This is a genomic window from Pedobacter jeongneungensis (assembly GCF_000633455.1).
Lineage (GTDB): Bacteria > Bacteroidota > Bacteroidia > Sphingobacteriales > Sphingobacteriaceae > Pedobacter > Pedobacter jeongneungensis_A.
Map to the genome: position 1 here is coordinate 104,169 of NZ_AYMG01000001.1, position 13,760 is coordinate 117,928.

The 13,760-nt window shown below is 37.7% G+C and carries 14 protein-coding genes; 13 read left to right on the top strand and 1 reads right to left on the bottom strand.

Going from position 1 to position 13,760, the window contains the following annotated elements; translation table 11 throughout:
• The first annotated feature begins 37 nt into the window (after positions 1–37).
• The 10 genes from U859_RS0100475 (at position 38) to U859_RS0100520 (ending at position 7,944) form a co-directional block, all read left to right on the top strand.
• The gene (locus U859_RS0100475; protein ID WP_025141484.1) at positions 38–727 is read left to right on the top strand and encodes a YjjG family noncanonical pyrimidine nucleotidase; all 690 of its coding nucleotides are present in this window, start codon (positions 38–40) and stop codon (positions 725–727) included.
• 165 nt (positions 728–892) lie between these two features.
• Positions 893–1,600 carry a DUF4476 domain-containing protein gene (locus U859_RS0100480; protein ID WP_084152993.1) on the top strand — a complete coding sequence of 236 codons (708 nt, stop codon included), beginning with the start codon at positions 893–895 and terminating at the stop codon, positions 1,598–1,600.
• 19 nt (positions 1,601–1,619) lie between these two features.
• A complete protein-coding gene (locus tag U859_RS30805) occupies positions 1,620–2,138 on the top strand; it encodes a DinB family protein (RefSeq protein WP_025141486.1) in 519 nt (172 codons plus the stop codon).
• A gap of 41 nt (positions 2,139–2,179) precedes the next feature.
• The gene (locus tag U859_RS30810; RefSeq protein WP_025141487.1) at positions 2,180–2,791 is read left to right on the top strand and encodes a hypothetical protein; all 612 of its coding nucleotides are present in this window, start codon (positions 2,180–2,182) and stop codon (positions 2,789–2,791) included.
• A gap of 75 nt (positions 2,792–2,866) precedes the next feature.
• Positions 2,867–4,195: a flippase gene (locus U859_RS0100495; RefSeq protein ID WP_025141488.1), complete on the top strand. Its 1,329-nt coding sequence runs from the start codon at positions 2,867–2,869 to the stop codon at positions 4,193–4,195.
• Positions 4,192–4,839: an FkbM family methyltransferase gene (locus U859_RS0100500; RefSeq protein ID WP_025141489.1), complete on the top strand. Its 648-nt coding sequence runs from the start codon at positions 4,192–4,194 to the stop codon at positions 4,837–4,839. The genes U859_RS0100495 and U859_RS0100500 overlap by 4 nt, the downstream gene beginning before the upstream one ends.
• A 13-nt stretch (positions 4,840–4,852) precedes the next feature.
• Positions 4,853–5,614 carry a class I SAM-dependent methyltransferase gene (locus tag U859_RS0100505; RefSeq protein WP_025141490.1) on the top strand — a complete coding sequence of 254 codons (762 nt, stop codon included), beginning with the start codon at positions 4,853–4,855 and terminating at the stop codon, positions 5,612–5,614.
• Positions 5,615–5,954: 340 nt separating this feature from the next.
• Entirely contained in the window at positions 5,955–6,365 is a 411-nt protein-coding gene (locus U859_RS0100510) for a GxxExxY protein (RefSeq protein WP_025141491.1), read from the top strand.
• A 95-nt stretch (positions 6,366–6,460) separates the two neighbouring features.
• Positions 6,461–7,378, top strand: a complete 918-nt coding sequence (locus U859_RS0100515) for a glycosyltransferase (RefSeq protein WP_025141492.1) — start codon at positions 6,461–6,463, stop codon at positions 7,376–7,378.
• A 110-nt stretch (positions 7,379–7,488) separates the two neighbouring features.
• Entirely contained in the window at positions 7,489–7,944 is a 456-nt protein-coding gene (locus U859_RS0100520) for a ferritin-like domain-containing protein (RefSeq protein WP_025141493.1), read from the top strand.
• Positions 7,945–8,173: 229 nt separating this feature from the next.
• On the opposite strand, the gene cphA is transcribed toward U859_RS0100520, so the two are convergent.
• Entirely contained in the window at positions 8,174–10,789 is a 2,616-nt protein-coding gene (cphA, locus tag U859_RS0100525; RefSeq protein WP_025141494.1) for a cyanophycin synthetase, read from the bottom strand.
• 269 nt (positions 10,790–11,058) lie between these two features.
• Between cphA and U859_RS0100530 the strand changes: the two genes are divergently transcribed.
• The 3 genes from U859_RS0100530 to U859_RS0100540 all read left to right on the top strand — a co-directional run bounded on the left by U859_RS0100530 (position 11,059) and on the right by U859_RS0100540 (position 13,626).
• Positions 11,059–11,958 carry a cyanophycinase gene (locus U859_RS0100530; protein WP_240182995.1) on the top strand — a complete coding sequence of 300 codons (900 nt, stop codon included), beginning with the start codon at positions 11,059–11,061 and terminating at the stop codon, positions 11,956–11,958.
• 112 nt (positions 11,959–12,070) lie between these two features.
• Complete coding sequence (locus U859_RS0100535) at positions 12,071–12,913, top strand: isoaspartyl peptidase/L-asparaginase (protein WP_025141496.1); 843 nt, start codon at positions 12,071–12,073, stop codon at positions 12,911–12,913.
• A 29-nt stretch (positions 12,914–12,942) separates the two neighbouring features.
• Positions 12,943–13,626, top strand: a complete 684-nt coding sequence (locus U859_RS0100540) for a hypothetical protein (RefSeq protein ID WP_025141497.1) — start codon at positions 12,943–12,945, stop codon at positions 13,624–13,626.
• Positions 13,627–13,760 lie beyond the last annotated feature (134 nt).

The window sequence follows — 13,760 nt, forward strand, 5'->3', positions numbered from 1 at the left end:
AAAAATCATTAAGTTACCTTTGTGAAAAACATTACAAATGAAAAAACATATCTTCTTCGACCTTGACCATACCATCTGGGACTTTGATCGCAATGCCGAAGAAACATTAAACGAGCTTTGCCAAACGTATAAATTAGAGGAGCTCGGTCTTAAATCCTGTACCGATTTCATCAGCACTTATACAGAAAACAACCATCAGTTGTGGGCCGATTACCATTTAGGAAAAATCACTAAGGATTTTTTGCGGTCGGAGCGTTTTAGCAAAACTTTTATTCAGTTGGGTATCCATCCTGATGCAGTTCCTCATCAGTTTGAGGATGATTATGTAAATATTTCGCCCACAAAAACCAATCTGTTCGAAGGAGCAGAAAACGTGTTGGCATATTTACAGCAAAAATACACTTTGCATATCATTTCAAATGGTTTTAAGGAGACTACCTTAACCAAAATGAACCTGTCTAACCTGAATCCATATTTCGAAAATGTAATTATTTCGGAAGATGTAGGCGTAAACAAACCAAATCCTCTCATTTTTGAATATGCATTGGATAGAGCCAAAGCGTTAAAGGCAGAAAGCATTATGATTGGTGACAGTTTGGAAGCCGATATTTATGGTGCATTAAATTTTGGTATGGAGGCCATCTTTTTTAATCCTTCGCAAAAAGAAAAACCTGAAGATGTAAAACAAGAAATTGTTCATTTGGAAGAATTATTGAAACTTTTTTAATCCTACTCCTTTTTTGTTTGGTTTTGGCATTTGTTTGGCATTAATTCAAAACACACACAAATGAAACCTTAATTAAAATGAAACCATCATAATCTTAACAAACTCAAAAGAGTTAATGAAAATCAAGATTATGATAGCTTCATCGCCTTTTAAAAACACTAAACAATGATGAAAACAACCATCTTTTTAGGACTGGCAATGTTATTTGCTACCCTAAGTTTCGCTCAAAACAACCGCAGATCTGCCGAAGTTTTTTTAGAAATCGTTAATCCGGGCAAGTACAACGTATATTTAGACGAAGAACTTGTTTCGTCGGCCAACGGAAGGTTCCGCTTTTACGATGTCTACAATTCAGCACCAATACTATCTATTATTCAGGGCAATACGGTGATCTTAAAACAGCGCATCAGAGTTATACCAGAACAAAGGCTTATTTTGAGTTTAGAAGGTAAACAGCTAATCACATTAAAACAGCTAAACATCTTTCGTAACAGGCAATATGCCCTTAATGATTTTGATGGTTATACCGGAGATTATAACACCGGTATTGTTCCGCCGGTGGTACCACAGCCTGATTTTAGTTATAGACTACTCTCTGAAGAAGCTTTTCAGACTTTTTTAACTCAGTACAGAAGAGAGAATTTTGATGATGGCCGACTGAGAATGATCAATGTTGTGACTAAAAATTCATCATTGTTAAGTGCCCAGGTAAAGATCCTTTTAAAATCTTTCAATTTTGATGATCAACGCTTAAAGGTGGCCACAAATCTTTATAAAAATGTGGCTGATCCACAGAATTATTTTACATTATCCGATATTTTTGTATTCCCATCCAATAAGGATGACTTTTTAAAATATTTGGAGAAACAGTAATTCGGCTTATCTTTATTAAATGACGGCTGCAAAAGTTAAGGCATCGATACATCATGTAGTCGATGCCTACAAATCGAAATTATCGCGTTACCCTGAAGATATTTTCCAAACTACTCCTCCAATTGCTGGCTGGAGTTACAGCGAGGTATACTCACATATTTTTGACTCGAGCCTACTTTCAATAATTGCCTTTGAACACGCAGCAAATGGTAAAGGCGAAAACAAACCCACACATTTTATTGTAAAGCTGATTTTATTACTGGGTTCATTACCTCCGGCAAAAAAGTATAAGGTGCCGAAACGGCTGGCAGAGCGTGTAAAAAAGATCAGTAAAACGGAAGCCCTCGATTTTATTTTAGAATTCGAAAAAGCTTTGGACGATAACTATCCGTTACTTGCAAATGCAAAAACTGATAGCAAAACGAAACACCCCAGATTAGGCTATTTAAATGCTAAACAATGGCTTAGGTTTATAGAAATACATTTAAAGCATCACTTAAAACAGTTAGAAAGAATAGAAAAGAGCTTTCAGGCTTAAATTAATTTCGCCATATTTGGTTAATCCTAAAATCTGTGCTCATGAAATATGCTTTTTACCTCTCAATGCTTACTATACTTTTTGCCTGTAATGGCAGCGAAAAGAAAGAAAGTGCTCAGGCTGTTATTCCAACTCCAACTGGGCTCCAGGGATTGCAAAAAAGCAATGTTGCTCAGCCAGTAGGGCAGAATACTAAAAGTAATCTGATTTTTAATCCGCCGCATGGTGAAGCCGGACATACCTGTGCCCTGGCCGTTGGTGCTCCATTAAATCCTACCGCAAGCGTGCAGCCTCAACAAAATACAAATCCACAGCCAACACCTGCCCCAACGGCTTCTGTTGCAAATACAGCAGGAAAAAAGCTAAATCCTAAACATGGTGAACCAGGTCATAGGTGCGATATTGCCATTGGTGCACCCCTAGATAGCAAGCCTACACAGGTTGTTACTACTACACAACCCGCAGTAACACAATTGCCGGCTATAAAAGTGGGCAAAGGTTTAAATCCACCACATGGTCAGCCGAACCACAGGTGCGACCTTGCTGTTGGCGCACCGTTAAACAGCAAACCTGCTCCGGTTGTTAACCCGGTTCCAGCACCTGAAACCAAAAATATCGAAACAAAAGTACCGGAAACAAAAAGTGAAGGCTAACCGCCATCATGCAATAAAAATATTTTGAATTTACGGTATCTTACTTAACGCACATTTTTTTACATCTTTGCGTTAATGAAATTACCCGCCATAAAAGGTTTTGACGAAGAAGCATTTAACAAGTATTTAAAAAATACGGGATGGTTAATGTTGGCTAGAGTTGGAAGTTTAGTGATCAAAATCCTGGTCGGATTTGCTATTACCAATTATTTAGGAAAAACATTAAATGGCATTTTAAATTACCCCACAGCGTTCACGACTTTTTTTGTAGCTGCAGCCGCTCTTGGTCTGGATGGTTTTACTACGCGAGAACTTCTTCGTACCCCTGAAAATAGAGATCGTTTACTTGGAACTGCCTTTTGGCTCAAGCTTATCGGGGGTATTTGTATTATTCCACTTATATATTTCGCATATATGCTTTGGAATACGCACAAGCCTATTGAAACACCACTCATTTATGTTCTGATTGTGGGACTTACCGGAATAACTCAGGCTTTCTATATTACCGACAGTTATTTCCAATCTAAAGTGCAGGCTAAATATGTAATGCGAGTACAAGTATTCGGCAATATTATCTCTGCATTAATTAAACTGATATTTATCTTTTTAAAATTAAATGTTGAGTGGTTTGTTTTTGCTTTATTGCTTGATACGATAATTCTAGCAATCGGATATATCTATTTTTATAAGGTAAAGGTAGGAAGCATTTTCAAGTGGATATTTGATTCAGCACTAGCAAAATATCTTCTAAAACATTCATGGCCGCTTGCACTTTCTGCAGTTCTGGTTTCTATATACATGAAAATTGATCAGCTTATGGTTGAAAATTATCTGGGGACTGGAGCTTTAGGAATTTATTCAACCGTTGTACAGTTAAGTGAAAGTTGGTATTTCATACCTGTTGCAATAGTAACTTCTGTGTTTCCTGCAATTATGAATGCAAAAAGGGATAATCCGGAAAGATATATGAAACGTCTACAAAACATGTACGATATTATGGTTTGGATAAGTTTGAGCGTAGCGGTTTTCATGACTTTTGCTTCACCCATCATATATCATATTGTTTATACACCAGAATTTTGGGATGGTGCACATGTACTCACTGTTCATGTTTGGGCAGGTATATTTGTTTTCTTGGGTAGTGCAAGTGGGCAGTATCTTATTGCAGAAGGATATACCAAGTTATCGATGCTTCGAACAGGAATGGGCGCTATGGTAAATATCGGTTTAAACATATTATGGATACCAAAATTTGGTATCATGGGAGCTGCACTTGCTACACTGATTGCTTACTTTACAGCAACCTTTTTCATTTTATTAATTCCTAAAACACGTCAACAGGGTATAATGATGTTAAAATCATTATTTTTGGTCACAGCATTTCAAAAAATATTTAAACGTTGAGTACTCTTAAAGCATTAAGCACATTAATTGCAAAGCCAAACAGGCTTAAAGCATTATTATCATACGGACATAAAGGCTATTTAAACAGCATTGGCTGGTTCACTGCTTTTGATAAAAAACAGGCCGTAGATGGCAATGGGAAGGCACTCCCTTGGGTAACGTATTCTTTTATTGATTTTATTAAGGAAAGAATAAACAAAAACCAGCATATTTTCGAATATGGATCTGGTAATTCGACCATTTTTTATGCGGAGCGGGCTGGTTCGGTAACTTCAGTTGAGCACGATAAAGGATGGCACGATATGGTTAAAAATACCAGTCCGGCCAATGCCGAAATGATCTTTTGCCAATTGGAAAAAGATGGTGAGTATGCTAAAAAAGCAACTTTACTCAATAAAAAATTCGATATTATTATTGTTGATGGCCGCGACCGTGTAAACTGTTGTAAATACAGTGTCGACGCCCTTTCCTTAATTGGGGTGTTAGTTTTAGATGATAGCGAACGCGAAGTTTATCACCCAGCCCGGGTGCTGTTGAAAGCACAGGGTTTTAAAGAAATCAGCTTTAGTGGAATTTCGCCTGGTCTTTTTTACGAAAAGGCAACTTCAGTTTTTTATAAGCAGGATAATTGTTTAGGTATTTAAATCTGTCAGAACCATGTTAAGTGAAGAAGTAAAAACAGCCTACGATAATTTTTATACCAATAGCGATGTGGCCTGGCGGATGCTCGGCGCTAAATACAAAGCCCAGAATATTGTTGATGTTTGCAAAGGACTGAAGCCTAAAAAAGTACTTGAGGTTGGTGCGGGCGATGGCAGCATTTTACATTTTTTAAATGAATGGCATTTTGCACCCGAACTGTATGCTTTAGAAATTGCACAAAGCGGTGTCGATATTATAAAAGACCGTAACCTTTCGAGCTTAAAAAAAGCACAGACTTTTGATGGTTATAAAATTCCTTATGAAGATGATACTTTTGATCTGATTATTCTTGCGCACGTTTTAGAACATGTAGAACACGAAAGGATCCTGATCAGGGAATTGAAGCGGGTTGCTAAATATATAGTGGTAGAAGTGCCTAAAGATTACCGTTTCGGCGTAGATGAAAGGATGAAACACTTTTTGGATTATGGTCATATCAATATGTATACGCCAACATCTTTAAGGTTTTTGCTGCAGAGTGAAGGGTTGGAAATTTTAGAAGATAAAGTTTCGATGACAGCTCCAGAAACGGTAAAATTTAATGAGTTTATCAATAGAAAGGCACCAAAAACATTTTCTAAAACCTTAAAAATTGAGCTTGAATACCGCATAAAGAAAACATTGGGTAATTTATTCGGAAGGAAAAAACAGGAACAGTTTGCCAATGCATACACCGTATTAACAAAAAAATCAGATCATAACCTGCAGATATTTTAGTTGTATAATTTTAAAATAGCCCTTATTTAACGATAAAGATTGAGCCTTCCGAACTTATGTGATGAAATCGTAAAACACAAAAATTATTCTGTTTATTGTTTCACCATATAAGGAATATAAGAAAATATAAGGTTACCAACCGAAATTGAAGCATACTTCTCGACTTATATGCCACTTACATGTCTTATATGGTAAATAAGTTTTGAGTCTTAATCTCTTTTTTGTTAAGATTAGAAAAATTGCGTTAAACATAATAATACAAAATAAGAAAATGAATATATTGTATTAAATATTGACATCCCGGTTAAAAGTACATCCGAATAAATTTAATATAAAAGGAATGTTATTAACCAGAAACTATCTAAAAGATTTAGTTTACAAGGTAAACGGAGCAGCTATTGAAGTTCATAAAACATTGGGGCCTGGACTTTTGGAATGTACATATCATAAATGTATGGTTCATGAACTGGAAATAAGAAATATTAATTTTAAGTCAGAGCTTAGTATCCCGATAAATTATAAAGGATTAATGATTGATGCGGATCTTCGTTGTGATTTGTTAATAGATAATGCATTGGTGGTTGAGTTTAAATCTGTAGAAACTATTTCTCCTATCCATGTCGCGCAACTTTTAACTTATATGAAGTTGTTGCAATTGCCAATGGGGTTAATGATTAACTTTAATTGTACCCATATATACAGAGAGGGACAAAAAACTTATGTAAACGAAATGTACGAATCAATTTATTGATATACTTTTGCGATAGCTTATATGAAACTTAAATTTCTTATATGGTAAAAAATGCCTAGCCCCGCTTATTAATAAGCTTAATTAATAAAACAAAAATGCAAAACCTTGCGCCCATAGCACTTTTCGTATATAACCGTCCGCAGCATACCGAGCGCACGTTAAAATTTCTGCAACAGAACGAACTGGCTGCCGAAAGTCATTTATACATCTTTTCGGATGGAGCAAAAACCATTCGGGATGAAGAAAATGTAGCTGCGGTAAGGAAAATTATTAATAAAACTAAGGGATTTAAATCCGTTAAAGTAATTGAGAGAAAGGATAACGCAGGCTTAGCCAATTCGGTAATTGCAGGTGTAAGCCAGCTGATAGAAGAATATGATCAGGTAATTGTTTTTGAAGATGACCTGGTTACCTCTCCACATACTTTGCACTATTTTAACGAGGCCTTAAACCGTTATAGCGAAGAAGAAAAAGTGATGCACATTGGCGCATATATGTATCCTTTAAAAGCCGATGAACTGGCTCCGTCATTTTTTTACCGGGCAGCCACCAGCTGGGGATGGGCTACATGGGGGAGGGCCTGGAAAAACTTCGAACCCAATATTGATATCCTTTTAAAACAGTTTGATAAAAAGAAAAAAGCAGCTTTTTCCATCGATAATAAAATGAATTTCTGGAAACAGATGCTGGAATTTAAAAAAGGGAAAAACAATAGCTGGGCCATCAGGTGGTATGCATCTATCTTTTTAAAAGGTGGTTTAACACTCAATCCATCACAGTCGCTGGTTAATAATATCGGGCATGATGGTACAGGAGTGCACTCAGGAATAAACGACATCTATAACGTCATTATCAACCCCAAACCTATTGTTGAATTCCCGACCCTAATTGCGGAAGACCCTTTAGCCTATAAAGCCATCAAATCCTTTTTAACCAAACGTAAAGGGAATATGGTAACCCGTGTAAGGCGTTTTGTAAAAGAAAAACTGGCACAATATTTCTCGAAAAAATAACCTGATAAACAAGCTATTACACCTACCTTCTTAATCAATTGAAAAAATGACAAACCTTTTTTTGATTGAGCGTGTTGCTTTTATACATCGAAACTATAAAAAATAACAACATGAAAACGACAACAGCAACAGCAGAGGTATTGAATGACCTGATCCAAATCAATAACGACCGTATTGAAGGTTATGAAAAAGCCCGTCAGGAATTAAAAGACGGTGATGCAGATCTGAAAACGCTATTTTTAAATATGATTGCTGAAAGCCAGAAATATAAAATGGCTTTAGCTACAGAAGTAAGCGCACTAGGCGAAGATATTGAGACAGGAACCACCAACTCAGGTAAAATTTACAGAGCTTGGATGGATGTAAAAGCTATCTTCACCGGCCACGACCGCAAGACAGTATTAAATAACTGCGAATTTGGTGAGGATGCAGCCCAAAATGGTTATAAAATGGCTTTAGAGGAAGAAGAAATCCCTGCAAATATTAGAGAACTGATTTCCGATCAAAAAGCATCACTAAGAACATCACACGACGAAATCAAAAGATTACGTGATGCCCAGGCATAAGTGAGAACTATATAAAAACGAAAAAACCTCCTTCGATATAATCGGAGGAGGTTTTTTTTATTACTGTAGTCATTCCCGCGCAGGCGGGAATCTTAAAGCTTATTGCATTACGATTATTCATAAGTTTCCCTTGTTTCAAAGGCATTCATGAGCACTCCGTGGTTCCCAATCGACCCGATAGCTATCGGGTTGGGAATGACGATTACCGACGGAAAAACTCAATCAAGAACTACGATTCCAATTCTCTGTCCAAATGTTCGGTAACACGTTGTATGGTATTATCAATCGTGTTGCTTAAAATAGTTAGGTAAGACCCTTTTTGAGCTGTTTCAATCGCAATTTTCAAGCATTCAGTACTTTTGTTATTAATGATGATTTCTTTATTCGGATCAACTTCTTTAATGCCTTTTACCAATAAATCAACAAGCTCTTGCTGTTGTCTTCCGCGTAAATATTTTTCCTGACAAACATAGATTTTATCAAACATCTGTGCAGAAATACGGGCTGTTTCGATAATGTCCTCATCTCTTCTATCGCCTGTTGCCGAAATGATGCCAACATGCTCAGTAGCCTCTACGCCCTGTAAGAAACCTTTTACCCCATTAAATCCATCCGGATTGTGCGCAAAGTCTACCAGAACTTTAAAGTCTTTAAACCTGAAAATGTTCATCCTTCCCGGTGTATGTGCTGCCGAAGGGATAAAGGTCTCTAACGATAAACGGATATCCTCTGGTTTATAGCCCCATAAATATGTAGCTAGTGTTGCTGCAAGCACATTCTGGATCATAAAGTTTACCGAACCACCAAATGTTAAAGGAATATGCGTGGCTTTATCAACCCTTAATTTCCAGTCTCCTGTTTTAATGGTAATAAATCCGTTTTCATAAATAGCCGCAATACCACCTTTTCTGCAATGCTCTTTAATCACCGGATTATTTTCATCCATACTAAAATATGCAACATTACACCTGGCATCTTTACCAATGCGTACGCAATAACCATTATCAGCATTTAATACTGCCCAGCCTTTACGGCGTACCGCGCCGATTACAACTGCCTTAACACGGGTTAAATCGTCAAGGTTGTGGATGTCTGAAATCCCAAGGTGATCTTCCTGAATATTGGTTACTACACCTATATCGCAAGCATTAAAGCCCAAACCAGCCCTTAAAATTCCACCACGGGCAGTTTCTAAAACAGCAAACTCAACCGTAGGGTCTTTTAAAATAAATTCTGCACTTACCGGTCCGGTGGTATCGCCTTTCATCAACATGGTGTTGTGCACATACACACCATCGCTGGTGGTAAAACCTACACGTTTACCGTTACTTCGGATAATGTGTGCAATTAAACGTGTGGTTGTGGTTTTTCCGTTTGTTCCGGTTACGGCAATAATCGGGATCTGTGATAATTTTCCCTGCGGATAAAGCATATCGATAACCGATGCTGCAACGTTTCTTGGCAAGCCTTCACTTGGCGCCAGGTGCATCCTGAATCCAGGCGCAGCGTTAACCTCTAAAACCACTCCGCCATTTTCGGTTAAGGGCTGCGTAAGGTTTTGCGCCATAATATCGATACCGCAAATATCCAGTCCGATTACCCTCGAAATCCTTTCACAGATAAAAATATTCTGTGGGTGAACAATATCGGTTACATCAATAGATGTTCCTCCCGTGCTTAAATTTGCGGTTGATTTTAAATAAACCACTTCTCCTTTTTCAGGAATCGTTTCTAAAGTATATTCTTTTTTAGCCAAAAGATCCAAAGTATCACGGTCTACAGCTATTTCTGTTAATACATTTTCATGTCCGTAACCACGGCGTGGATCCTCGTTTTCTTTATCAATAAGCTCTTGAATGGTGTGAATTCCGTTTCCTCTTACATGTGCGGGATCGCGTTGTGCCGCTGCAATCACTTTATGATCGATTACCAATACACGAAAATCGTAGCCGGTAATAAATTTTTCTATAATTACCCTTCTCGAATAAGTTTTGGCATATTCAAAAGCTGCCAACGCATCCTCCATGGTTTTTACGTTGATGGTTGCACCTTTACCATGATTGCCATCCAGTGGTTTAAAAACCAAAGGAAACCCTACTTTTTTAACTGATGCTTCGAGGTCATCAACATTTGAAATGGTTACACCCGATGCTACAGGAATTGCAGCTTCAGTAAGCAAGCGTTTTGTTTCTTCTTTATTACTGGCAATATCTACTGCAATGCTACTGGTTTTTTCGGTCATGGTGGCCCTAAAACGAACCTGGTTTTTACCATATCCCAATTGCACCAGAGAGCTTTTGTTTAGCCTGATCCAGGGAATACTTCTGCTTACAGCCTCTTCTACAATTGAAGCTGTACTTGGCCCCAGGGCTTCCAGTTCACGCATTTCCTTCATCCTGCGGATATCGTGCTCTAAATCATACTCTTCATTATTGATCAAAGCCTCGGCAATTCTTACTGCTGCTTCGGCCGAGTAAACGCCTACTTTCTCTTCCAGGTAACTGAAAACTACATTGTAAATGCCCTCCGTTTTGGTCATGCGTGTTCTGCCAAAACCAGTATCCATGCCCGCCAAAGTCTGTATTTCCAGCGCAATATGCTCAATTACGTGGCCCATCCAGGTGCCTTCTTTTACGCGGGTAAAAAAACCACCTTCAACGCCCTTAGAACAGCGATGCGTAAACATGCTTGGCAACAGTTTCTCTATCCTTTCACCAAAACCCTCTATCACATTTGTTGGCCTTTGTTCTAAATCTTCTAAATCCAACCGCATCTGGATCAATTTCTTCCGGCTAATCGACCATATATTTGGCCCTCTTAATACTTGTATGTTTAATATCTTCATGTAATGTTTTGTTCGTTTTTTAATTTAACAAGGGTTTGGGACAGCCTTTTTAATTCAATTTTGAGAATGAAATTGATGACTGTAAAATATGCATTTATTTTGAAATTAGACGTCCCATTTACGTAAATCAATTTTAACACGTATTTGTTTTATTTTCAAGCACTATTACGTTAATTTTAGGTTAGATTATTTTAACGTTTGTTAATAAATTGAATATTATTGACAAAAAAAGTCGTGTTTTTTATCTTAAGCCTATATATTTGGGTTTTTTGATACAATTATATACACAAAGAATGGTTCCGAAAGGTAAACTCATCATCATTGGTGGCGCAATAAACACCGGTAGCTTCGCAGAAACGCAATTTGGACTACCTGAAAACATGAACTTTTTTGAGCGTGGGATTTTAAAAAGGATTACTACAGAATCAATTAAAGATACCCAATCACGTTTCGAGATCATCACCACCGCATCATTAATGCCTGAAAAAGTTGGTGAAGAATACATCAAGGCTTATGCACAATTGGATGTTCATAATGTTGGTGTGTTAAATATCACCAACCGTGAGGAAGCAAATTCTAACGAAAATTATGAGCGTATCAAAGCGGCCGAAGTAATCATTTTTACCGGTGGCGATCAACTTCGTCTTTCATCCATTTTTGGAGGTACAAAAATCCACCAGATCCTGTTAGAAAAATATAGAAATGAACCTGTGGTAATTGCAGGTACATCCGCAGGAGCGGCCGCAAGTTCTAAAAATATGATTTACCAGGGCAGCAGTAAAGATGCCTTACTTAAAGGTGAAGTTAAAATTACCGGTGGATTAGGTTTTATCGATGATGTTATTGTAGATACCCACTTTGTACAACGCGGTAGGATTGGTCGTTTGTTATATGCAGCAGCCAGTAATCCAGGTATTTTAGGCATTGGTTTAGGTGAAGATACTGGTCTTTTTATATCAGACGGGCATACCATGGAAGCCATTGGCTCAGGTATGGTAATTTTGGTTGATGGCCGTAATATGGCCGATACCAATTTAACCGATGTAGAAATGGGCCAACCGGTTTCGATAAAAAACATGGTGGTACACGTAATGTGCGATGGCGACGTTTATGATTTAAATGATCATAGCCTGGTGATCCATCACCCTAAGGTTATTCCCATAGCATAGTTCAGTTAGCAATTAACAGCGGGCGGTTTTCAGTTTAAGTAACTTACATCTTGCTACTCAAATCCTGATACTACTTCCTCGACACTTGCTACTAACATCTCAATACTAGAAAATGAAATTAATTATACACGGTGGCTTCTTCAGCGAATCATCTACCAACCAGGAAACAAAAAAAGCAAAACAGGATGCTTTAGCTTCGATTGTTACGCTTGGACATGAATATTTAAAAACGCATACCGCTTTAGAAACTGTGGTTTATACCGTAGGCTTGTTAGAAGATAACGAATTGTTTAACGCGGGTATCGGTTCGCAGATCCAAAGTGATGGAAAAGTGAGATTAAGCGCTGCTTTAATGGACGGTAAAACTGAAAAGTTTAGTGGTGTAATTAATGTAGAAGATGTTAAAAACCCGATCGAAATTGCCCAAAACCTCTTGACTTACGATGACCGTGTGTTAAGTGGCGATGGTGCACAGCAATTTGCCAGAGCAAATGGATTTGACTATTTCAATCCCATTACGCCACAGCGCCAAACTGAATATGAAGCTAAATTAAACCAGAAAAACAATAAAGGAACCGTAGGTTGTGTAGCACTTGATGCCGGTGGAAATTTAGCCGCTGCAACTTCTACAGGAGGTAAAGGATTCGAAATACCATGCCGCGTAAGCGATTCGGCAACGGTTGCGGGCAATTATGCTAACCAATATGCGGGCATCTCTTGCACGGGTGTTGGCGAAGACATTGTAAGTAGTGCCCTGGCTGCTAAAATCGTTACTCGTGTTACCGATGGTTTTTCTTTAAAAGACGCATCAGATAAATCATTCGCCGAACTTAAGGCTTTTGATGGCTTTGCGGGCATTGTAGGCATCACCGCAGGTGGCGAAGTATACCACTGCGATTCTCATCCATACATGGTTTGGGCATCTTTTGATGTTAATTTACAGGTATTTAGCTAATATTAGAATTAAAGTATTATTTTTGTTGCATGACCAAAATTGTACTGGCTTTAATCGGCCTTTTTGCATCGTTACAACTTCAGGCTCAAAATATAGACAAAACAGACATCCAGGAACCCAATGGAGGTAGTGCTATTAATATAGCGGTATCTAAATTTGATCTGGAAGACGGGAATTCTTTTTTTGAAGAAGCTGAAGATTTAGAGCGAAAAGGTGATTACAATGAAGCCTTAACATTGTTTGGAAAAGCAGCCTTCGAATATAATTCTGTAAAAAACTTCAACAGGTACGGGCAGGCCATCATTAAAATGAGCAGCATGCACTACCAATTGGGCCGTTTTACCGATGCAGAACAAATTCTTTTAAATGTTGCCTTAAAAAACTATTCTAAAACAGGCAATAGGGCAGGCATAATGAATACCTACAGCCTTTTAGGCAAAGTTTACCTCGCCAACACAAAATATACCCAATCCATGTGGTTTTACACCCAACAGGGCATCTTGGCTAAACAGTTAAAAAGCAATAATGCCTATATCGAATCTATTTTGGGTATTGTTCAGGTTAAAATCAAAAAGAAAGATTTTACCCTTGCCTTACGAGATCTAAAATCTGCAGAGTGGTTAGCCAATTCAATTAAAACTACCCAATATAAAGCACAAATTAAAGATGCCAGGGAAATAATTGCCAGCAAAACCACTACTAAAAAAGGATAATTCAGCTAAAAGATCTATTTACCCGTAATTTTCTAGAAAGACCTTGAGGTATTGCCTTAAAAGCGCTTATAAGTCTGTATTTAGTCAAATTTTAAATGTTGCACAAAACAAAAAATATCTCTTAACGTTGTGCT

What these genes read in the sequence shown, in the direction of transcription:
- U859_RS0100480 (WP_084152993.1), top strand. Translation starts at nt 893, where the DNA reads ATGATGAAAACAACCATCTTTTTAGGACTGGCAATGTTATTTGCTACC.
- U859_RS0100540 (WP_025141497.1), top strand. Translation starts at nt 12,943, where the DNA reads ATGACCAAAATTGTACTGGCTTTAATCGGCCTTTTTGCATCGTTACAA.
- U859_RS0100510 (WP_025141491.1), top strand. Translation starts at nt 5,955, where the DNA reads ATGTTATTAACCAGAAACTATCTAAAAGATTTAGTTTACAAGGTAAAC.
- U859_RS30805 (WP_025141486.1), top strand. Translation starts at nt 1,620, where the DNA reads ATGACGGCTGCAAAAGTTAAGGCATCGATACATCATGTAGTCGATGCC.
- U859_RS0100515 (WP_025141492.1), top strand. Translation starts at nt 6,461, where the DNA reads ATGCAAAACCTTGCGCCCATAGCACTTTTCGTATATAACCGTCCGCAG.
- U859_RS0100475 (WP_025141484.1), top strand. Translation starts at nt 38, where the DNA reads ATGAAAAAACATATCTTCTTCGACCTTGACCATACCATCTGGGACTTT.
- U859_RS30810 (WP_025141487.1), top strand. Translation starts at nt 2,180, where the DNA reads ATGAAATATGCTTTTTACCTCTCAATGCTTACTATACTTTTTGCCTGT.
- U859_RS0100495 (WP_025141488.1), top strand. Translation starts at nt 2,867, where the DNA reads ATGAAATTACCCGCCATAAAAGGTTTTGACGAAGAAGCATTTAACAAG.
- U859_RS0100535 (WP_025141496.1), top strand. Translation starts at nt 12,071, where the DNA reads ATGAAATTAATTATACACGGTGGCTTCTTCAGCGAATCATCTACCAAC.
- U859_RS0100520 (WP_025141493.1), top strand. Translation starts at nt 7,489, where the DNA reads ATGAAAACGACAACAGCAACAGCAGAGGTATTGAATGACCTGATCCAA.
- U859_RS0100505 (WP_025141490.1), top strand. Translation starts at nt 4,853, where the DNA reads ATGTTAAGTGAAGAAGTAAAAACAGCCTACGATAATTTTTATACCAAT.
- cphA (WP_025141494.1), bottom strand. Translation starts at nt 10,789, where the DNA reads ATGAAGATATTAAACATACAAGTATTAAGAGGGCCAAATATATGGTCG.